16 protein-coding genes are annotated in these 20,552 nt (G+C 68.8%); 7 read left to right on the plus strand and 9 right to left on the minus strand.

From position 1 onward, the window contains the following. Positions 1 to 554: 554 nt before the first annotated feature. Positions 555 to 1,103, minus strand: coding sequence for a cupin domain-containing protein (locus NNZ72_RS00235; protein WP_257310895.1), 549 nt, complete (start codon positions 1,101 to 1,103; stop codon positions 555 to 557). 145 nt (positions 1,104 to 1,248) lie between these two features. Between NNZ72_RS00235 and aptA the strand changes: the two genes are divergently transcribed. Together aptA and NNZ72_RS00245 are read left to right on the plus strand one after the other, a co-directional pair. Beyond that, the gene (aptA, locus tag NNZ72_RS00240; protein WP_257310898.1) at positions 1,249 to 2,586 is read left to right on the plus strand and encodes an omega-aminotransferase AptA; all 1,338 of its coding nucleotides are present in this window, start codon (positions 1,249 to 1,251) and stop codon (positions 2,584 to 2,586) included. A gap of 66 nt (positions 2,587 to 2,652) precedes the next feature. Next, positions 2,653 to 3,015, plus strand: a complete 363-nt coding sequence (locus NNZ72_RS00245; RefSeq protein ID WP_257310901.1) for a winged helix-turn-helix domain-containing protein — start codon at positions 2,653 to 2,655, stop codon at positions 3,013 to 3,015. A gap of 6 nt (positions 3,016 to 3,021) precedes the next feature. Here NNZ72_RS00245 and modC read toward each other — a convergent pair whose 3' ends face one another. The 4 genes from modC to NNZ72_RS00265 form a co-directional block, all read right to left on the minus strand. After that, the gene (gene modC, locus NNZ72_RS00250; protein WP_257310904.1) at positions 3,022 to 4,095 is read right to left on the minus strand and encodes a molybdenum ABC transporter ATP-binding protein; all 1,074 of its coding nucleotides are present in this window, start codon (positions 4,093 to 4,095) and stop codon (positions 3,022 to 3,024) included. Beyond that, complete coding sequence (gene modB / locus NNZ72_RS00255) at positions 4,092 to 4,793, minus strand: molybdate ABC transporter permease subunit (RefSeq protein ID WP_257310907.1); 702 nt, start codon at positions 4,791 to 4,793, stop codon at positions 4,092 to 4,094. The genes modC and modB overlap by 4 nt, the downstream gene beginning before the upstream one ends. Before the next feature lie 233 nt (positions 4,794 to 5,026). Next, positions 5,027 to 5,800 carry a molybdate ABC transporter substrate-binding protein gene (modA, locus tag NNZ72_RS00260; RefSeq protein WP_257310910.1) on the minus strand — a complete coding sequence of 258 codons (774 nt, stop codon included), beginning with the start codon at positions 5,798 to 5,800 and terminating at the stop codon, positions 5,027 to 5,029. Between the two features lie 466 nt (positions 5,801 to 6,266). Then, entirely contained in the window at positions 6,267 to 6,413 is a 147-nt protein-coding gene (locus NNZ72_RS00265; protein WP_257311621.1) for a DUF1127 domain-containing protein, read from the minus strand. 291 nt (positions 6,414 to 6,704) lie between these two features. Between NNZ72_RS00265 and NNZ72_RS00270 the strand changes: the two genes are divergently transcribed. Then, on the plus strand, positions 6,705 to 9,266 hold the full coding sequence (locus NNZ72_RS00270; RefSeq protein ID WP_257310912.1) for a GcvT family protein: 2,562 nt from the start codon (positions 6,705 to 6,707) through the stop codon (positions 9,264 to 9,266). Between the two features lie 176 nt (positions 9,267 to 9,442). On the opposite strand, the gene NNZ72_RS00275 is transcribed toward NNZ72_RS00270, so the two are convergent. After that, positions 9,443 to 10,543 carry an acetate/propionate family kinase gene (locus NNZ72_RS00275; protein WP_257310916.1) on the minus strand — a complete coding sequence of 367 codons (1,101 nt, stop codon included), beginning with the start codon at positions 10,541 to 10,543 and terminating at the stop codon, positions 9,443 to 9,445. After that, positions 10,540 to 11,469 carry a bifunctional enoyl-CoA hydratase/phosphate acetyltransferase gene (locus NNZ72_RS00280; protein ID WP_257310917.1) on the minus strand — a complete coding sequence of 310 codons (930 nt, stop codon included), beginning with the start codon at positions 11,467 to 11,469 and terminating at the stop codon, positions 10,540 to 10,542. The genes NNZ72_RS00275 and NNZ72_RS00280 overlap by 4 nt, the downstream gene beginning before the upstream one ends. Before the next feature lie 194 nt (positions 11,470 to 11,663). Between NNZ72_RS00280 and NNZ72_RS00285 the strand changes: the two genes are divergently transcribed. Further along, on the plus strand, positions 11,664 to 13,811 hold the full coding sequence (locus NNZ72_RS00285) for an O-antigen ligase family protein (RefSeq protein WP_257310920.1): 2,148 nt from the start codon (positions 11,664 to 11,666) through the stop codon (positions 13,809 to 13,811). A gap of 3 nt (positions 13,812 to 13,814) precedes the next feature. Here the strand turns inward: NNZ72_RS00285 and NNZ72_RS00290 are convergent, their stop codons facing one another. Next, positions 13,815 to 14,579 carry a sugar transferase gene (locus NNZ72_RS00290; RefSeq protein WP_257310922.1) on the minus strand — a complete coding sequence of 255 codons (765 nt, stop codon included), beginning with the start codon at positions 14,577 to 14,579 and terminating at the stop codon, positions 13,815 to 13,817. A 480-nt stretch (positions 14,580 to 15,059) separates the two neighbouring features. Between NNZ72_RS00290 and NNZ72_RS00295 the strand changes: the two genes are divergently transcribed. The 3 genes from NNZ72_RS00295 to NNZ72_RS00305 all read left to right on the plus strand — a co-directional run bounded on the left by NNZ72_RS00295 (position 15,060) and on the right by NNZ72_RS00305 (position 19,365). Further along, complete coding sequence (locus NNZ72_RS00295; RefSeq protein ID WP_257310924.1) at positions 15,060 to 16,256, plus strand: polysaccharide biosynthesis/export family protein; 1,197 nt, start codon at positions 15,060 to 15,062, stop codon at positions 16,254 to 16,256. Between the two features lie 75 nt (positions 16,257 to 16,331). Further along, positions 16,332 to 17,012, plus strand: coding sequence for a hypothetical protein (locus NNZ72_RS00300; protein ID WP_257310926.1), 681 nt, complete (start codon positions 16,332 to 16,334; stop codon positions 17,010 to 17,012). Between the two features lie 61 nt (positions 17,013 to 17,073). Further along, positions 17,074 to 19,365 (plus strand): polysaccharide biosynthesis tyrosine autokinase, encoded by a 2,292-nt coding sequence (locus NNZ72_RS00305; protein WP_257310929.1) that lies wholly within the window; start codon positions 17,074 to 17,076, stop codon positions 19,363 to 19,365. A gap of 19 nt (positions 19,366 to 19,384) precedes the next feature. Here the strand turns inward: NNZ72_RS00305 and NNZ72_RS00310 are convergent, their stop codons facing one another. After that, on the minus strand, positions 19,385 to 20,548 hold the full coding sequence (locus tag NNZ72_RS00310) for a hypothetical protein (protein WP_257310932.1): 1,164 nt from the start codon (positions 20,546 to 20,548) through the stop codon (positions 19,385 to 19,387). Between the last annotated feature and the right edge of the window lie 4 nt (positions 20,549 to 20,552).

Raw genomic sequence — 20,552 nt, forward strand, 5'->3', positions numbered from 1 at the left:
GGGCGGGCGGGACGCTCCGGAGCGTTTTTCCTCACGATTTCAAGGCACTCGGGCACGTGCGAACCTGGCGGCGTTCTCCGGCACGCTTCCGGTTCGCGCCGATCCGGATGCCATCATCATCTGGTCGGACGGTCAGCGGGCCGCTGGATCCGCAGCACGCTTGATGCCGAAGCGCTCCACCTTGCGGCGCCAGCTCGAGCCGGGACAATGGCGGCGCGGGCTGTCGGATTCAGGCTGCCGCGAGGCGGCGGCGTTCGGCGAGAAGGTCCCGAGCCCCTGAACCGGCTCGACGTGGACGCCTGCGGACGTGAAACGCATATCGAACGAGGAGGCCGCCGAACCAGTGGCCGCCCGTCTCCTCGATCGCGTTCGATGTCATGCCGGCAGCCCATGAAGCCGCTGCCATTCCCGAGCCCCGTCGTGTCGGGCTCGCCGCACGGTGTAGACCGCCTTCCGCAAAGACGTCGAATCGCCCGCCCGACGCCCGTGGGTCGCACGGGCGTTCGAGGACGCGGTGACCGAAGCTTCGGCACCGCCGTGAGGATTGCCCTCGCTCAGAAGGTCGGCGGGGTGCAGGCGCTGATCACCTCGCAGGGGACGGGGCCGACGCAGCGGAAGCGGTGGGGACGGCGGCTCTCGAAATAATAGGCGTCGCCGGGGCCGAGGATGCGGCGCTCGTCGTCAACCGTCACCTCCAGCCGGCCGGAGAGCACGATACCGCCCTCCTCGCCCTCGTGCACCAGCGGCACCTTGCCGGTGTCGGCGCCCGGCTGGTAGCATTCCTTCAGGATCTGCAGGCTGCGGCCGAAGAGATTGTCGCCGAGCTGGCGGTAGGAGATGCCGCCCTTGCCGATCTCCGTCAGCTCGTCGGCACGATAGAAGGCCTTCTTCGGCCGCTCCGGCTCGAAGGCGAAGAATTCTGCAAGGCCGATCGGGATGCCGTCGAGGATGCGCTTCAGCGCGCCGACGGAGGGGTTGCTGGCGTTCGATTCGATCAGCGAGATCGTCGAATTGGTGACGCCCGCACGCTTGGCGAGCGCGCGCTGCGAGAGATTGTGCGCCATGCGCAGGTGGCGCAACCGGCCTCCGATATCGACCGACATGGCCGGCTCCTGTTCGGGATGTTCGGAATATCGAAAAATCGACGTACCGCATCCTTGATTTTCAAAGGCTTGATGTCAACGAGAAAAGGACTTGTTGGGCACGGCAAATCGTGGCGTCAATCGGCGACCGCAGAGGAGATTTGCCATGAACGTCCACAACAGACCCAACGCGCCGGTGCTCGACAGCTACTGGATGCCCTTTACCGCCAACCGCCAGTTCAAGGCGGCGCCGCGGCTGCTCTCGGGTGCCGAAGGCATGTACTACACCAGCAGCGACGGCCGTCCGGTGCTCGACGGCACGGCGGGGCTCTGGTGCGTCAACGCCGGCCACGGCCGCCGGCAGATCGCCGCGGCGGTGGAGCGCCAGCTCACCGAGATGGACTACGCGCCCTCCTTCCAGATGGGCCATCCGGTCGCCTTCGACTTCGCCGAGCGGCTCGCCGAGATCGCGCCCGGCCCGGACGGCGCGAAGCTCGACCGGGTGTTCTTCACCGGCTCGGGCTCGGAATCGGTCGACACGGCGCTGAAGATCGCCATCGCCTACCAGCGCGCCATCGGCCAGGGCACGCGCACGCGCCTCATCGGCCGCGAGCGCGGCTATCACGGCGTCGGCTTCGGCGGCATCTCGGTCGGCGGCATCGTCAACAACCGCCGCGTCTTCCCGCAGCTCGCCGGCAGCGATCATCTCCGCCACACCCACGATCTCGCCAGGAACGCCTTCGTCAAGGGCCAGCCGGAGCATGGCGCCGAGCTTGCCGACGACCTCGAACGGCTGGTCGCGCTGCACGGGGCGGAGACCATCGCCGCCTGCATCGTCGAGCCGGTCGCGGGCTCCACCGGCGTGCTCATCCCGCCGAAGGGCTATCTGGAGCGGCTGCGGGCGATCTGCGACAAGCACGGCATCCTGCTCATCTTCGACGAGGTCATCACCGGCTTCGGCCGCCTGGGTGCCGCCTTCGCCACCGACTATTTCGGCGTGACGCCGGACATCGTCACCACGGCGAAGGGGCTCACCAACGGCGCGATCCCGATGGGCGCGGTCTTCGCGAGCCGCAAGGTGCACGACGCGCTGATGCAGGGGCCGGAAAACGCGATCGAGCTGTTCCACGGCTACACCTATTCCGGCCACCCGGCCGCCTGCGCCGCCGGCATCGCCACGCTCGACATCTACCGCGACGAGGGCCTGCTGACGCGCGCGGCGGAGCTGCAGGCGGACTGGCACGCGGCGATGCATTCGCTGAAGGGCCTGCCGCACGTCATCGACATCCGCACCATCGGCCTCATCGCCGGCATCGAGCTCGCGCCGCGGGACGGCGCACCGGGCACGCGCGCCTACGACGTCTTCGTCGACTGCTTCGAGAAGGGGCTGATGATCCGCGTCACCGGCGACATCATCGCGTTCTCGCCGCCGCTGATCGCCGAGAAGAAGCATTTCGAGGACATCGTCTCGATCCTCGGCGACGCGCTGAAGCGCGCGGCCTGATCCGGCTGCACGACGGACAAAAGCTTGCTATAAGCCGGGCTCGTCACCACACGGGCCCGGTTTTCCATGTCGTCATCGTCCGCCAGAGCACCGAAGATCATCTTCCGCATCCAGATCGGGGCGGAGGGGCGGATCGGGCGCGGCAAGATCGAGCTTCTCGGCCATATCCGCGAGACGGGCTCGATCTCGGCGGCCGGGCGGGCGATGGACATGTCCTACCGGCGGGCGTGGCTGCTCGTCGACGAGATGAACCGGCTGTTCCGCGAGCCCGTGGTCGCCTCGCAGCGCGGCGGCAAGCAGGGCGGCGGGGCGGTCGTCACCCCCTTCGGCGAGGCGCTGCTTGCCCGCTACCGGTCGATGGAGGCGACGATGGCAACGGCCGTCGCCGACGATCTCGGCTGGATCCGCGCCAATCTCGCGGAGGACTAGCTGCGGTCATTCCAGCGCCACCGTCTTGACGACGGCATAGACCGGAAGGCCGGGGGCGAGGCCGAGCCGGCCCGCGGAGAAGGCGGTGATGCGCGCACGGATGCGGTCGCCGCGGCAGGAAAGGACGAGGCTCGTCATGCCCTCCCCGTCCGGCTCGACCGCCTCGACCGTGCCTTCCAGGATGTTGAGCGCGCTCAGGCCCTCCGGCCGCACGGTCGCGACCATCACGTCGCGGGCGGGAATGCGCAGGCGCACCGCCTCGCCGGCCGAAACGCCGGCGGCGGGCACGACGAGCGGCAGGCCGCCCTGCAGGCGGATGGTGGCGAGGCCGTGCGCGGCGTCGCAGGCCTCGACGCGGCCGGAAAGCACGCTGCCCGCTTCGCGGCGCTCGGCGGCGGAGACGAGGCGCGGGCCGCCCAGCACCTCGGAGGCGGGGCCGACCGTCTCCACGCGTCCGGCGTTCATCAGCACCACGCGGTCGGCGATGCGCGCGACCTCGGCGACGGAATGGCTGACATAGACGATGGGGATGCCGACCTCGTCGCGCAGGCGTTCGAGATAGGGCAGGATCTCCGCCTTGCGGTCCTCGTCGAGGGCCGCGAGCGGCTCGTCCATCAGCAACAGGCGCGGGGCGGAGAGCAGCGCGCGGCCGATGGCGACGCGCTGCTTCTCGCCGCCGGAGAGGTTCGCCGGCCGGCGCTTGAGCAGGTCGCCGATGCCGAGGAGATCGACGATGCAGGCGGGGTTTTCGGCGCGCGCGCCCTTCGGCGCGAACCAGCGGCCGTAGTCGAGGTTCTGCCGCACCGTCATGTGCGGGAAGAGCCGCGCCTCCTGGAAGACATAGCCGAAACGGCGGCGGTGGGCCGGCACGAAGACGCCGCGGGCGGTGTCGACCAGCACGTCGCCGGACAGCACCACCCGTCCTTCATCCGGCCGGGCGAGGCCGGCGACGATGCGCACGAGCGAGGTCTTGCCCGAGCCCGAGCGGCCGAACAGCGCGGTGACGCCGCCCTCGGCGGTGAAGGCGGCGTCGAGCGCGAAGGTGCCGAGCCGCTGGCGGACGTCGACCACGAGGCTCATTCGAGATGCACCTTGCGGCCGATGCGCTGGGCGAGCATTTCCGAGGCGACGAGGGCCGCCATGGAAATGGCGATGGCGACGAGCGTGAGGCGCATCGCCCCCGCGTCGCCCCCCGGCACCTGGGTGAAGGTGTAGATCGCGGCCGACAGCGTCTGCGTCTCGCCGGGGATGTTGGAGACGAAGGTGATCGTCGCGCCGAACTCGCCCATGGCCTTGGCGAAGGAAAGGATCATGCCGGCAAGCACGCCGGGCAGGATCAGCGGCAGGGTGACGGTGGCGAAGACCGGGACGGGGCCGGCGCCGAGCGTGCCGGCCGCCTCTTCCAGCTTGCGGTCGACCGCCTCGATCGACAGGCGGATGGAGCGCACCATCAGCGGGAAGCCCATCACGGCGCAGGCAAGCGCCGCCCCGGTCCAGCGGAAGGAAAGCACGATGCCGAACCAGTCCGACAGGAACGCGCCGATCGGCCCGCGCCGGCCGAACAGCACGAGCAGGATGAAGCCGGTGACGACCGGCGGCAGGACGAGCGGCAGATGGACGAGGCCGTTCAGCAGCGACTTGCCCCAGAAGCGCCCGCGCGCGAGCGCCAGCGCCACCAGGATGCCGGGCGGCAGGCTCGCCAGCATGGCGACCGTCGACACCCGCAGGCTGAGCCGGATCGCCGTCCATTCCTCGTCGCTCAGGGTTGGCCAGTCCACATCGTTCTCCCGGGCCGTTGCGTCAGCATTACGCCCTGCCCCACCGTCGAGAATAGAGGAAAACAGCGCGTCGATCCTTCTTCGCCCCGTTTACGGGGAGAGGATGCCGGCAGGCAGGTGAGGGGCGGAGTCGACTGGAGATGTCGCAATTGCCCCTCATCCCCCTGCCGGGACCTCTCCCCGCAAGCAGGGAGAAGGAGCAAGAGGCGCACGCTCCTGTTACCGGCTCACGCTCACTTGAGGATCGTGAAGCCCTGCTCGGTGAAGAAGGGCCCGGCCTTGTCGGACTTCAGGAAGTCGAGATAGGCGGCGGACGCCGGGCTTGCCGATTCGGAAAGGACGGCGACCGGATAGATGATCGGCGGGTGGCTGTCTTCCGGGAAGGTGCCGACGATGGCGACGTCCGGGTCGGCGGCGGCGTCCGTCTGGTAGACGATGCCGTAGGGCGCCTCGCCGCGCGAGACGAGCGCCAGGGCGGCGCGCACGCTCTCGGCGCCCGCGACCTTGCCCTCGACCGCCGCCCAGGCGCCGAGCTTCTCCAGCGCCGCCTTGCCGTACTTGCCGGCCGGCACCGAATCGACTGCGCCCATGGCGAGCCTGCCGTCGCCGACGAGGCCGGCGAGGTCGAAGCCTTCCCTGATCTCGACCGGCTCGGCCTTGTCCTTCGGCGCGACCAGCACGATGCGGTTGCCGAGCAGGTTCGCGCGGGTGTCCTCCCTGATCAGCTTCTTCTCGGCGACATAGTCCATCCAGGCGAGGTCGGCGGAGATGAAGAGGTCGGCCGGCGCGCCCTGCTCGATCTGCTTGGCGAGCGCGGAGCTTGCGGCATAGGAGACCGCCGTCTCGTTGCCCGTCTCCTGCTGCCAGGCGGCGTTGGCGGCATCGAGCGCGTTCTTGAGGCTCGCGGCGGCGAAGACGGTGACCTTGTCCGCCGCGGCGACGGGCATGGCGAGCGGCAGCGCCGCAAGGAAGGCGACGGCGAGTTTCAAAAGCAGACGACGGTTCATTCCTGTTCTCCCGGGCAGCGTGATGTTTTCCCGAATATATCGATGCCGGCGGCTTTGTCAGCGCTCTATTTTCAAAAATACAACGAAACAGTCTGCGGCGGGGAAAGGCGGGTCCTGAAATGGAAAAGCCTGCCGCGGGAGGAGGTGCGGCAGGCTTTCCGATAGAACCGAACGGCGATTGGGAGGAGGAATATCGCCGTTCCCGCAGGCGTCCTTGGGAGGAGGAGTAGGCCGCCTGCAATATCGAAGCTTTGCGGGAGGAGGTGCATCGCTTCGATAAATATGACTATATCTGACTCGCGCTCATTTGATAGGCATTATATTGCAATGCAGCTATGCGCTATGCGCTTATCGAATAACTGGACCGGTGCCGGGACCAGCCTGCGAAGCGCTTCTTTTTGCAATGCAAAAACGCCCGCCGGAGGGGCGGGCGTTTCAAAACCATGCCTTGCGGCCGGCGGTCGGATCAGAAGCCGACGGCGGCGCGGGCGACCGTCTTGATCTCGGAGCGATTGATGCCGAGATCCTGGAGTTCGCGTGCGTTCATGCGGCTCAGCTCGTTGACGGTCTGACGATATTTGCGCCAATTGCTGAAGGAACGTGCCATGTTCATGATGATCCCCTTTCCTGAGGCTCTCTGTTCGGCACCGTCCGTGGCGCCGCGTCTTTCGATGGCCTCCATATAGGCTCATGCTGCATTGCATAAAAGCGCGCAAGGAGCAGGACACCCATGCGGATGATGCATGGGTCCGGCAAGGTTTCGTTAAGGACGCAGTCGGGCGCCTTCCCCCGCGCCGCCCGCGGCGGCTGTCGGAACTGGTCGCGCGCTAGTCGCAGACAGGCTGAAACGGCAGGATGGCAGGCCCTAAGATCGGCTCGAACACTCCAAGCAGGGGCGCAAGCAATGGCAGAATTTCCGCAGAAGGCGAAGGTCGTCATCATCGGTCTGGGCGGCATCGTGGGCGCGTCGATCGCCCATCATCTCATCGAGCGGGGATGGGACGACATCGTCGGCATCGACAAGTCCGGCATCCCGACCGACATCGGCTCGACCGCGCACGCCTCCGACTTCTGCTACACGACCAGCCACGACTATCTTTCGGTCTGGACGACGCAATATTCCATCGATTTCTTCGAGAAGATGGGCCACTACGCCCGCATCGGCGGCCTCGAGGTGGCGCGCACCGGCGACGAGACCTGGATGGAGGAGATCAAGCGCAAGCTCTCCTCGGCAAAAGCCTTCGGCACCCGGGCGCACTACGTCTCGCCGGCGGAGATCAAGAAGCTGTTCCCGCTGATCGAGGAAGACCAGGTGATGGGCGGCATGTTCGACCCGGATGCCGGCCTCGTCATCCCGCGCTCGCAGACCGTCGCCGGCAAGCTGGTCGACGCCGCCGAGAAGAGCGGCAAGCTTGCGGCCTTCGCCAACACGCCGGCCAAGTCGCTGATCGTCGAGGGGGGCCGCATCAAGGGCGTCGTCACCCATCGCGGCACGATCATGGCCGACCATGTCATCGTCTGCGCCGGGCTCTGGGGCCGGCTGATCGCCGAGATGGTGGGCGAGGACCTGCCGGTGATGCCGGTCGACCATCCACTGACCTTCTTCGGCCCCTATGACGAGTTCGAAGGCACCGGCAAGGAGATCGGCTATCCGCTGCTGCGCGACCAGGGCAACTCCGCCTATATGCGCGACACCGGCGACCCGAAGACCACCGAGGGCGGCCAGATCGAGTGGGGCTACTACGAGACCGACAATCCGCGCCTCTGCCACCCGCGCGACCTGCTCGAGAAGCACGAAGCGCGCCTTTCGCCCTCGCAGCGCGATCTCGACATGGAGCAGATCATCGCGCCGCTCGAACGCGCCATGGAGCTGACGCCGATCCTCGGCGAGCTCGGCTACAACGAGAGCCATTCCTTCAACGGCCTCCTGCAGGTCTCGGCCGCCGGCGGCCCGTCCTGCGGCGAGAGCCAGAAGGTGCGCGGCCTCTGGTACTGCGTCGCCATCTGGGTGAAGGACGGCCCCGGCTACGGCAAGCTGATCGCCGACTGGATGACGGACGGCCGGACGGCGATCGACCACAACAGCATCGACTACGCCCGCTTCTATCCGCACCAGCTCACCGAAGAGTTCATCGAGAACCGCTGCCGCGAGGCCGCGCAGAAGATCTACTTCCCGGCCGTGCATCCGCGCGAGCCCTATGCGACGAGCCGCGGCGTCAAGCGCTCGCCCTTCCACGAGCGCGAAGTCGAGCTCGGCGGCCATTTCATGGAGCTCGGCGGCTGGGAGCGCGCGCACGGCTACAAGGCCAACGAGCACCTCCTGGAGAAATACGGCGACCGTGTGCCCGTGCGCGAGAACGAATGGGACAACCGCCACTTCTGGCGCGTCTCCAATGCCGAGCACCTGGCGATGAGCGAGGATTGCGGCATCGTCAACCTCTCGCATTTCCACATGGTGGACATCGAGGGGCCCGACCACGTCGAACTCTTGGAGTGGCTTTGCGCGGCAAAAATCGGCGGCGACGGCAATGTCGGCAAGGGCATCTACACCCACTTCCTCGACGACGAGGGCATGGTGCGCGCCGACTTCACCGTCTTCCGCATGGCCGACCGCTGCCGGCTCGTCAACGGCGCCGACGCCGGCCCGCGCGACTTCCACTACATGAAGCGGGTGGCAGAGGACCGCGGCCTCGACGTCACCATCACCGACGTCTCGGAAAAATTCATCACCATCGGCATCTGGGGGCCGAACGCCCGCGAAACGCTGAAGAAGGTCGTCGCCGACCCGGCCGGGCTCGACCCGGAGAACTTCGCCTTCGCGGCGATCAAGCCGATCGAGATCGCCGGCAAGCCGGTCACCGCCTTCCGCATCTCCTATGTCGGCGAGCAGGGCTGGGAACTGCACATGAGATACGAGGACGGGCTCGCCGTCTGGGATGCGCTGCGCGCGACCGGCGTCATGGCCTTCGGCGTCGAGACCTATGCCAACTCGCGCCGCATGGAGAAGAGCCTGCGCCTGCAGAATGCCGACCTGCTCACGCAGTACAACCTGATCGAGGCGGACCTCGCCCGCCCGAAGGTCAAGGAGGCCGATTTCCGCGGCAAGGCCAAGCACCTCGAATACAAGGCCCGCGACCACCAGCCGGCGATGCTCTGCACGCTGGTGATGACGGAGAACACCGACAAGAACGGCGTGAAGCGGTACCCGGTCGGCACCCTGCCGGTGATCGACCCGGAGACGGGCGCGGTGCTGGTCGACGAACTCGGCCGCCGCTCCTACACGACCTCCATCGCCTACGGCCCGACGATCGGCAGGAACATCGCGCTCGCCTACCTGCCCTGGGAATACTGCCAGGAAGGCCGCAAGCTGCAGGTCGAGTATTTCGCCGAGGCCTATCCGGTCGAGGTGGCGGGGGTCGGCTACAAGCCGCTCTACGACCCCGAGAATCAGAAGCCGCGGACGTAAACACCCGGAAGCTTTGCCCCTCACCCTAACCCTCTCCCCGCAAGCGGGGAGAGGGGACCTGCCCTGCGAACGGTACCGGTCGAGGAAAACGACGCGGCATCTCCCTTCTCCCCGCCTGCGGGGAGAAGGTGGCCGGCAGGCCGGATGAGGGGCCTGGCGCACGGCGACCTTTGCAGTCACCTCCCCAACAAAGCCTTCGCGTGGATCGCCATCATGCGCTCCTCGTTTGCCGGGATCACCAGCGTCTCGAACGGCGGCAGGAAGGCGAGGTTCGCGAGGATGGCCTCGCGCACGGGCGCGGCGTTCTCGCCGATGCCGCCGGTGAAGACGAAGGCATCGAGGCCGCCCATCGACACCGCCATCGCCGCCGCATGCTGGGCGACCTTCAAGGCATAGTAGTCGAGCGCGAAGGCGGCGCGCGGATCGTCGCTTTCGAGCAGCGTCTTGACGTCGTTGCTGATGCCGGAAAGCCCCTTGAGGCCGGAGCGCTCGTAGAGCGTCTCCTCGATCTGCTCCACCGTCATGCCGAGTCCGCGCATCATGTAGGTGACGGCGCCGGGGTCGATCGAGCCGGTGCGGGTGCCCATCGGCAGGCCGTCGAGCGCGGTCATGCCCATCGTCGTGTCGATGCTGAAGCCGTTTTTCATCGCGCAGAGGCTCGCCCCGTTGCCGAGATGGCCGACGACGACGCGGCCTTCCGCAAGCTCCGGCCGCTCGGCGGCAAGCACCCGGGCGATCCACTCGTAGGAAATGCCGTGGAAGCCGTAGCGTCGGATGCCTTTCTCGCGCAACGCCGCCTCCAGCGCGAAGGTGTGGAACAACTCGCCGTGGCCGGCATGGAAGGCGGTGTCGAAGCAGGCGATGTCCGGGGCACGGCCGGAAAGCCGCTTGGAGGCGGCGATGCCGGCGAGATTGTAGGGCTGATGCAGCGGGGCCAGCGGGTTCAGCGCTTCGAGCGCCACGAGGATCTCCGGCGTGACGACCACCGGCGCCACGAAGGTGCCGCCGCCGTGGACGACGCGGTGGACGGTCGCCACCGTGCGCCAGCCGTCGTCGTAGCGGTCGATGAGATCGACGACGGCGCCCATGGCCGCCTCGTGGTCGTGGGCGGACAGCGGCCGGTCGATCGCCGTCTCGCCGATCGTCGCGGCAAGCCGCGCCCGGGTGCCGATCCCGGTCACCTTGCCCTTGGCGCGCCTGGCGAGCGTCGCATGGTCGAAGATCTCGAATTTCAGGCTCGAGGAGCCGCAATTGAGCACCAGCAGGACGTCGATCATTTGATGACGCCCCTGGCGCGCGCATCGGCGACGAGCACGGCGAGTGCCGAGGAGAGGAGCCGCGCGCGCTCGTCGTCGGCCCGGCTCGTCAGGATCACCGGCACGCGCGCGCCGAGCACGATGCCCGCCGCCTCCGCCCCGCCGAGGAAGGTCAGCTGCTTGGCGAGCATGTTGCCGGCCTCGATGTCCGGCACGACGAGGATGTCCGCATCGCCCGCCACCTGCGAGACGATGCCCTTCTCGCGCGCGGCGGCGCGGCTGATGGCGTTGTCGAGCGCGAGCGGGCCGTCGATCAGGCAGCCGGTGATCTGCCCGCGGTCGGCCATCTTGCAGAGCGCCGCGGCATCGAGCGTCGCCTGCATCTTCGGATTGACGGTCTCGACGGCGGCAAGCACGGCGACCTTCGGCGGCACCGCCTCGCCGAAGACGACGCGCCAGAGGTCGACGGCATTCTGGACGATGTCGGCCTTGGCCACGAGGTCCGGCAGGATGTTGACGGCCGCGTCGGTGATGACGAAGGGCTTCGGATAGGTGGCGATGCTCATCAGGTAGGCGTGCGAGATCCGCCGCTCGGTGCGCAGGCCGGAGCTCGCGCCGACGATGGCGCCGAGCAGCTCGTCGGTGTGGAGCGCCCCCTTCATGATGGCGTCGACATGGCGGCCGGCGGCGAGCTCGGCGGCCCTGGCGGCGGCGGCATGGCTGTGCTCGGTGTCGACGACCTCCCAGCCGGCGATGTCGATTTCCGCCGCGGCCGCCGCCTCGGCGATCCGCGCGGCCGGGCCGACGAGGACGGGGACGATCAGCCCTCCGCGGGCCGCCTCCTGCGCGGCCTCGATCACGTTCGCCCTCACCGGATGGACGATGGCCGTGCGCGCCGGCGGCAGCGTCCGGCAGAGGTCGAGAATGGCGTCGGTCTGTCGGCTCATCGGATCACCCTCGCCCGGCCGGAGGCGCGCTGCGTTTCGGAATCGGCCCGCCCGCAACTTACAGGCGGCGCGCCGCCGGCGCGACAGGAAATTCGCCCGGAGCGACGGCGCCGCACGGCAGGAATGGCACGGACGCGGACGTTGATATATCGTTCCGCGAGAGGCCAGCCCGAGGACGACAAAGAGAGGTTCCCTTGACAGACACGGCAATCGCCGCGCCGACGACGCGCCCGGTCCCGCGCCGGTGGCTGCCGCTGGCGGAGGCGGGCTATCTCCTGCTCGTCTTCGCCTCGCTCGTCTCCTTCGGCGCCGTCTATCCGCTGCCGCTCGCCTCCTGCATCCTGCTTGCCGCCCTGCTCTCGATGGCGGGGCTTGCCGAGAGCGGCCGGCCGGTGCGGACGCGGGCGATCTTCAACGCGGCCGTCGCCCTCCTTCTCGCGCTGACGCTGTGGATCGGGCTGCAGACGCTGCCGATGCCGGTCGCCGATCTCGCCGCGCCGATCTGGCGGGAGCTGCCGGCCTTCGGCATCGCGGACGGGCGCAACAGCATTTCCGTCGCGCCCGCCGAGACGGTGGCCGGATGGCTGCGGCTCGTGCTGCCGTTCCTGGCCTTCCTCGCCGGCCTCCTGATCTTCCGCACGGACGAGCGGGCGCGCGCGGCCTTCGCCCTGTTCGCGCTCGGCGGCGGGCTTCTCGCGACCCTCTGCCTTGCGGAGTTCCTCCTGCTGCCAGGGAGCCTGCTGCTCTCCGAGCGGCAATACGACCAGGGCGGCTTCACCCTCACCTTCGTCAACCGCAACACGGCGGCGACCTGCCTCGGCCTCATCGTGCTGATGCTGCTGGTGCGGACGGGTGAGGAATGGGCGAAGCTCGACCGCAACCGCCTGCTCGCCTGGATCATGAACGGCACCCCGCTCGGGCGGTCCGTGCGGCCATGGCCCCTCCTCCTCCAGCCCGCCCTGCTCGCCGTCGTCCTCGCCGCCCTCGCGCTCACGCGGTCGCGGGCGGGCATCGCCTCCACGGCGGCGGGCGCGGCGGTGCTCGTGGTGCTCCTCGCCTGGTCCGGCGGCGGACCGGCGCCGGCCGGCTTCACGCGGCGGCGGCGCGGCCGCGCCGGCAAGGCGCTGCGCACAATCCTCGCGCTTGCCGCCGTCCTCCTCGCCGTCGCCTTCCTCGCGCCGCAGACGATTTTCCGGGCGGAGGTGCAGGGCGGCGACGACGGGCGCTTCTGCATCCTGGATGGGCTGTTCGCCGCCGCACGCGACAATCTCCTCACCGGCGGCGGCTTCGGCGCCTTCGCCTTCGTCTTCAGCCCCTACCGCGACCCGGTCTGCGGCACCGCCAATGTCTGGGACAAGGCGCACAATCTCTATCTCGAGGGGCTCATCGGGCTCGGCATCCCGTTCGTTCCCCTGCTCCTCGCCGCCCTCTGGGCGCTGGCATGGGCCTACGGCACGGGCCTTCGGCAGCGGCGCAGCCTGCGCGCCTATCCGGCGGCAGGCCTTGCCGGTCTCGTGCTGGTGCTCTCGCACAGCGCGCTGGACTTCCCGCTCCAGGTGCCGGGCATGGCCGTCTTCTACGCGATGTTCGCCGCACTGACGGTGACGCTCTCGCTCGGCCGGCGACAGCTGCCGGAGGCGCCCGGCCCGATCCGGCGGGTCCCCGCCTCGGGGGCGGCTCTCGTCGCGATCGCGCTGCTCGGCACGGTGCTTGCCGCCTTCGACGCCCGGGATGCCGCGGCCGGTGCCGCCGTGCGCCGCTTCGCCCGCGCGCTCGATGCCGGCCGCCAGGTCGACGATGCGGCGCTCGCCGCGCTCATCGCCGGGCACATGCCGGCCGACCGGCTGACGGGCTGCAAGGCCGCGGTGCTGCGTCCGTCGCTCACGGTGCTGCTGGCGGCCCTCGACCGGACCGACCGCGACCGGGCCTACGAGGACTGGGCGGCGCGGCTCGCAGCGGCGGAGGAACAGGTGCGCCACGGGCTTTCCTGCATGCCGGCGGACGGCAATCTCTGGCTGCGCCTGGCGATGCTGCGGCAGGCCGGCGGCGAAGTGGCCGCCGAGCAGGCGCGCCTGATGGCGCTTTCCCAGCAGCTCAATCCGTCCGAGGGCCGCCTGCTCACCGGCCGTCTCGCCCATTGGAACCGGCTGTCGGCCGCGACCGTGGCGCTGGCGCGGGAAGAGGCGGCGGCGGACCTGCGCAACGGGCTCGTCTACCTTCCGCCGCCGGAGCTGCAGGCCGTCCTGGCTACACAATCGCAGGCGATGGCCGATCTCCTCCGGGAAACGCTGCCGCTCATTCCCGAGGAACGCCGCAAGGCGCTCGGTCCGCTCGGCGGATAGGGGTCAAGTCCCGGTCCCGCCGGTCATCTCGTTGAGGATCGTGCGCGCGATGATGCGGGCGTCGAGGGCAAGCGAGAAGGTGCGGATGTACTCGACGTCGCAGGCGATGCGGCGGGCGGCCTTCCATGGATTGTCGGTCGGGCCGCGCAGCCCGCGGCACTGGGCGAGGCCCGTGAGGCCGGGGCGCATCAGATGGCGGTAGCCGTAGCCGACGACGAGATCCTCATAGGGCCGCCCGGCCGCGAGCATGTGGGGCACGTGAGGCCGCGGGCCGACCAGCGACAGGTCGCCCCGCAACACGTTCCAGAGCTGCGGCAGCTCGTCGAGATTGGTCTTGCGCAGGATGCGGCCAAGCCCGGTGACGCGGCTGTCGGCATCGACGGTCTGGACGAGGCCGCTCGGATCGCAGCGGTCCACATACATCGTGCGGAACTTCAGGATGTCGAAGGGAACGCCGCCGCGGCCGATGCGGCGCTGGCGGAAGAGCGCCGGCCCGTCGCTTCCGATGCGGACCAGCACAGCGACGACGAAGAGGAACGGCAGCAGCAGGGTGAGCCCCGTCCCCGCAACGGCGATGTCGAACGCCCGCTTGACGGCGCGCTGAACCCGGCGCGGCGCGCCGGCGGGCGGCGAGATGACGAAGGCGCGCGCCGGCGCCGGTTCCTTGCCGGCGACCGATCCTGCGGCATCCGGCAGCCGCCGGGCGCGCGCGCCGGGGCGCCATCCTTCCGGTTCCAACGGTCCGGGATCGGAAAGAATGTCTTCCATGACGACGGCTGCCTCAAGTACTGCAAACAAAAGATCGGCGACGTTTTACTGGATCTGACAAGAGTCAAGGATATCTATATTTTGCCCGCGCATCCGGCTGCGGGCTTCAGTCGTTAAACCTTTATTAGCCATAATAGGGGAAACTGCAAGCAGGACGGAAGAAATTCGCGCTTTGGGGGCGAAATTGCAGCCTCTGCGGGATTTTTCGCGGCTCTCCGGAATTGAGGCAGGAACCGTTCAGCAAAGAGGCCGTTTTGTGGCGAAGATTCCTCGTCATGAAACCGATATAAAAATCCGTATTGCGTCGCGTGTTTATTCCGCATTTTGCTGGCTGGATTCACCAGTTCAGGAACTTCTCATGCGTCATGGTCTTTGAGTTCTTGCTTGGCAAACGGATTCTTGCCATATTTCATGAGCGGTGACCTGCTCTCCGGCGACTGTTAATTCATTCGTAGTTTAAGGTTTGGCGGGGACGTTTTTATGTTTACGAATTTGAAGTTAGGGCTTGGATTTACGCTCGTCGCCGCGATATTGTCGGGATGTGCGGCGACGCCGCGTGCGGGACCCGACGACCGGGCAATAGAAGCCAACGCCTATGTCAAGGTGAGCGCCAAGGACCGCCAGGTCGGCATCGACTATGCGCTCGTCGACATCAACGCGAGCGTGCTTGCCTATTTCGGCAAGGAGGAGGCCGCAAGCTTCGGCGGTTTCGGCGGCGGCCGCGGCGGCCCGCCGACCCTGCCGCTCGGCGTCGGCGACGTCGTGGCGATCTCCGTCTTCGAGGCGCAGTCGGGCGGCCTGTTCATTCCGGCCGACGCCGGCAGCCGCCCCGGCAACTTCATCACGCTTCCCGAGCAGACGATCGACCGGGCCGGCACGATCAGCGTTCCCTATGCGGGCCGCGTGCGCGCCGCCGGCCGCTCGGTCGACGAGGTGCAGCAGGAGATCGAGGATCTCCTCGCCAACCGCGCCATCGAGCCGCAGGTGGTCATCACCACGGTCAAGAGCCGGTCGAGCCAGGTGGCGGTGCTCGGCGACGTCCGCGCGCCGGCGAAGTTCGAGCTGAGCCCCGCCGGCGACCGCATCCTCGACATGATCTCGCAGGCCGGCGGCCTGAGCGCGCCCGGCATCGAGACCTATGTGACGCTGCAGCGGCGCGGCAAGACCGCGACGGTGCTCTACGACCACCTCGCCAACACGCCGGCGGAAAACATCTACGTGGCGCCGGGCGACACGATCTTCGTCAATCGCGAGCGCCGCACCTATCTCGCCTTCGGCGCGACGGGCCTCAGCGGCCGCTTCGACTTCGAGGAGTCCGGCCTGACGCTCGGCGAGGCGCTCGGCAAGGCGGGCGGCCTGCTCGACGGCCGCGCCGATCCGGCGCAGGTCATGCTCTACCGCACCGTCTCCAGGGACGCGCTCGCCAAGCTCGGCGTCGATACGCGGAAGTTCGCGTCGAACGAGGTGCCGGTGATCTTCAGGGCGAACCTGCGCGACCCGGCGACCTTCTTCGCGGTGCAGAAGTTCGCGATGCACGACAAGGACATCATCTACGTCTCGAACTCGGACTCGGTCGAGCTGCTGAAGTTTCTGAACCTGGTCAATTCCGTCTCCTCGACGGCGGCCGGCGTCAGCGGAGACGTGGTGGACACGCGCAACGCGCTGAGGGCGCTGTGAGGACAACGGCGGCGGGGCCTCCCCCGCCGCCTCCTGCATGAAGAACAACGAAGAACGCGAAACAGGAGACGAAACATGTCTGACGGAATGTTCGCAGTAAAACTCGGAAGATTCGTCGCCGGCGTTGCCGGTGCAACCGTCGTGATGTCCGGCATCGCCATCGCGCAGGACGATCCGGCGGCAGCAACGCCCCCCGCAAGCGCCGCCGAGACGGCCTGCTTCAGCGGCCCGGCCAGGTTGTCCGACGCGGAGATACAGGCGTTCCTCGCCACGCCCGCCTCGCTGCTTGCCGAATTCCCGAGCGGCGGCCTGCCGCTCTCCACCCGCGTGCGCTCGCTCGCCGGCTCCGACGCGGCCGCGCTCGACCCGATCCTCGGCCTCGTCGCCACCGCGACGTCGAGCCAGGTCTCGGCGATCGGCGCGGGCCTCGCGCGGGCCGCGCGCGCCTGCCAGACCGTGAACCCGGAATATGCCGCGACGATCCAGGAGAAGGTCGCCTCGCTCGGCATCGACGCGCTCGAGGTCGCCTTCGAGGCGGCGCTGAAGGAGGTCCAGACCGCGGCGATCGGCGCCGTGGCGGGTGCCGGCGGCGGCGCCATCGGCGGCGGCGGGGCGATCGGCGGCGGCGGCTCGGCAGGCGGCGGCTCCGGCGGCGCCGGCGGCAGCACGTCGGCCGGCAATTCCAGCGGCAGCTTCTCCGTCGGCGGCGGTGGCGGCAGCTATACGGAAACGGAAAGCGTCAGCCCGAGCGAATAGCCGCGGCGCGTTGCTCTCCTCGCGTCCTTTTCAGCGTTCCGGTGGGGGTGCAATGTTGCAGATGCAGAACCGGTCCGGCGCCATCCGCGCCCAGGACGAATGGCCGGAGGACGACGTTCCCGGCCCATCGATCGACGTCGACCATCTCCTTGCCGCCGCCAGGCGGCAATGGCGGGTGGTGGCGGCCGGCCTGCTTGCCGGCCTCGTGCTCGCCATCCTCTACGTCCTGACGGCGGTTCCCCTCTACACCGCCAGCACGAGCGTGCTCATCGACCGCGAGAACCGCGCGATCGCCGACCAGCTCTCGACGCTCGGGGGCGTCGTCGACGACGAGGCGACGGTGCTGAGCCAGGTCGAGCTCCTGAAATCCGACACGATCAGCCTCGCCGTCGTCGACAGGCTCAAGCTCACCGGGGACGCCGCCTTCAACGCCTCCGGCGGATCGCTCTTCGGCAGCGCCGTCTCGGCGCTCCGCACCCTTGCCGACGCGTCGTCCTGGTTCTCCGCCGAGGCCGAGCCCGCGGGCGAGGACGAGGCCCGGCGGCAGGCGGCCTCCGCCCGCGTGCAGGCCGGCATGACGGTCAGCCGCGTCGGCCGCACCTACGTGCTGGAGATCGCCTACGTCTCGCCCTCGCCGGAGCTTTCCGCGCGCATCGCCCGCGCCATCGCCGACGCCTATCTCACCGACAAGCTCGATTCCAAGTACCAGGCGACGCGCCGGGCCGGCGCCTGGCTGCAGGAGCGCATCGAGGAGCTCCGGCAGAAGTCGCTGGAGACGGACCTCGCCGTCCAGAAGTTCCGCACGGCCAACGGGCTCGTCTCGACCGGCGGCGGCCGGCTCGTCACCGACCAGCAGCTCGCCGAGCTCAACAGCGCCCTCATCGTCGCCCAGGCCGACACGGCCAAGGCACAGGCCAATCTCGACCGCATCCGCGACATCATCGGCAAGGGCCAGACGGACGCGATCGTGACGGACGTGCTCGACAGCTCCGTGTCGAACAAGCTGCGGGAGAAGTATCTCGACGCCTCCAAGCGCGAGGCGGAGATCGCCGACCGGCTCGGGCCGAACCACACGCAGGCGGTCCGCCTGCGCGGCGAGATGCGCGAGTACCAGCGGCTGATGTTCGAGGAGCTCGGCCGCATCGCCGAGAGCTACCAGAGCAATCTCGACGTGGCCAAGAGCCGAGAGAGGAGCCTGACGGAGAGCGTGGCGCAGGCGACGGGCATCAGCGCGTCGGCCAACGAGACGCAGGTGCAGCTGCGCGAGCTGGAGCGCGAGGCGGAGACCTACAAGAACCTCTACCAGACCTTCCTGCAACGCTATCAGGAGGCGATCCAGCAGCAGTCGTTCCCCGTCACGGAGGCCCGCATCATCTCGCATGCCGCCACGCCGACCCGGCCGAGCCATCCGCGCAAGGCGCTGGTGCTGGCCTTCTCGCTCGTGCTGGGCTGCTGCGCCGGCGTCGGCCTCGCCGCCTTCCGCGAGTTCCGCGACCGCTTCTTCCGCACGGGCGACCAGGTGCGCGACGTGCTCGGCCAGGAGTTCCTGGGGATCGCGCCGCTGGTCGACGGCGGAGGCCTCCGCCGCGTCGAGGACGTGGAGGCGGACGGCTTCCACCCGCGCGCCGTGCGCAAGCCGAACGCGATCGTCAACCACGTGATCGACCATCCGCTCTCGGCCTTCGCCGAAACGATGCGCAGCGCCAAGATCGCCGCCGACCTCAGCCTTTCCGACAGGCCGTCCCGGGTGATCGGCGTCGTCTCGGTGCTGCCGGGCGAAGGCAAGTCGACGGTGGCTATCAACTTCGCCGAGCTGCTGGCGAGCCAGGGGGCGAAGGCCCTCCTGATCGACGCGGACCTGCGCAATCCCGGCACGACGCGCGCGATCGGCCGCCATGCCGATGCGGGCCTCGTCGAGGCCGTGATGGAGGGGCGCCCGGTCAGGGATCTCCTGCTGGTGAACCAGAAGACGAAGCTCGCCTTCCTGCCCGCCGTCGTAAAGCGGCGCATCCCGCATTCGTCCGAGCTGCTCGCCTCGATGGGCATGGCGCAGGTGCTGTCGGCGGCCACGCAGCATTTCGACTACGTGATCCTCGACCTGCCGCCGCTCGGCCCGGTCGTCGACGCGCGGGCGATCGCCTCCAAGGTCGACGGGTTCATCTTCGTCGTGGAATGGGGCAAGACCGCCCGCCACGTCGTCCGGCAGACGCTGCGCAACGAGCCGACGATCGCCGAGAAATGCCTCGGCGTCGTCCTCAACAAGGTCGATATCGAAAAGATGAGGCTCTACCGGGAATACGGATCGTCGGAATACTACTATTCCCGCTACTCGGCCTACTACCGGGAGGGTTGAGCCGGGCCGGCAGGGCCGTTCACGACGCGACCGCCACAGCAGCCCTGGCGACGGCCCTGACGACGGGACCGAGCCACAGCGTGGCGCCGACGTGCGAGAACGCGACGGCCCAGGGCAGGAGCCCGATGCCGACGAGGACGGGCAGCGGCCACGACCGGGCGCCTTCCGGCGCCAGGCCGCGGGCGCGCAGGACCAGCAGCAGATAGACGGCCCCCGTCATGTGGAAGGATATCCAGCGTCCCCAGTCGATCGCGACCGGATAGAGGGCGGCGAAGGGAAGGCCGACGGCGGCGAGCAGGAGCGGCAACCGCCGGTCCGTGTCGCGACCGTCGGCGACGTAGACGGCGAAGGGAAGAAGGCACAGGCCGTAGGCGAGGAGCACCTGCGCGAGCCCGCCGGCCGTGACCATCTCCGCGGCCGCGGCCATCTCCTCCCCGAGCCGATGGGTCAGCGCCTCGATCGCGCCGTCGCAGAAATCGGCGGTGAGGCCGCGGTCGAGCAGCGGCCGGCAGACCGGGTCGACCGTCTCCAGCCGCGGCTGGACGATGTTGGACAGGAAGGCGGCAGCGACCGCGAGCAGGAACAGTGCGACGAGGCCCCGCCTTTCCCGCGTGAGCAGGTTGCCCCAGGCGAAATGCAGCGCGACGAGATAGAGCGGCAGGAAGAAGATCAGGCCCTCGTGGGCGGCGATGCCGGCGACGAAGACGAGCGCGGAAGCGATGCGCTGCCACCGCGGCAGGGCCGGGAAGGTGGCGCCGTAGGCGAGGATCGCCAGCGACAGGAAGACGAAGAGCTCCTTGCGCCATGCGCCCTGCCGGTCGGCGTTCCAGAAGACCAGGAAGAAGCCGGCGGAGGCGACGACGAGGAGCAGCTTCGCCGTCACGGTCTGGCGGATGCAGGCCTTCCAGGTGAGCCAGGTCGTCGCGGCGGCAAGGGCGGCCTGCAGCGCGACGGTTGCGAGGAGCGGGCCGACGGCAAGGAGGTCCGCGCCGCGGATGAGGAGCGAGCCGAGCAGGCCGCGCCGGACGAAAATCTGCTCGTCGTTGATCAGCCAGTCCGCCTGTTTCCAGTCGTTGCCGCCGTTCAGGAAATCCCGCGCCAGGACGGCGAGCGCGCCCGCAAGCGTGAACGCGAGCAGCGCGCCCAGCCAGAAAGATGGTGTCGTCACGCGGGAGTGCGGCATGGCG

The organism is Shinella pollutisoli (genome assembly GCF_024609765.1).
Classification (GTDB): domain Bacteria; phylum Pseudomonadota; class Alphaproteobacteria; order Rhizobiales; family Rhizobiaceae; genus Shinella; species Shinella pollutisoli.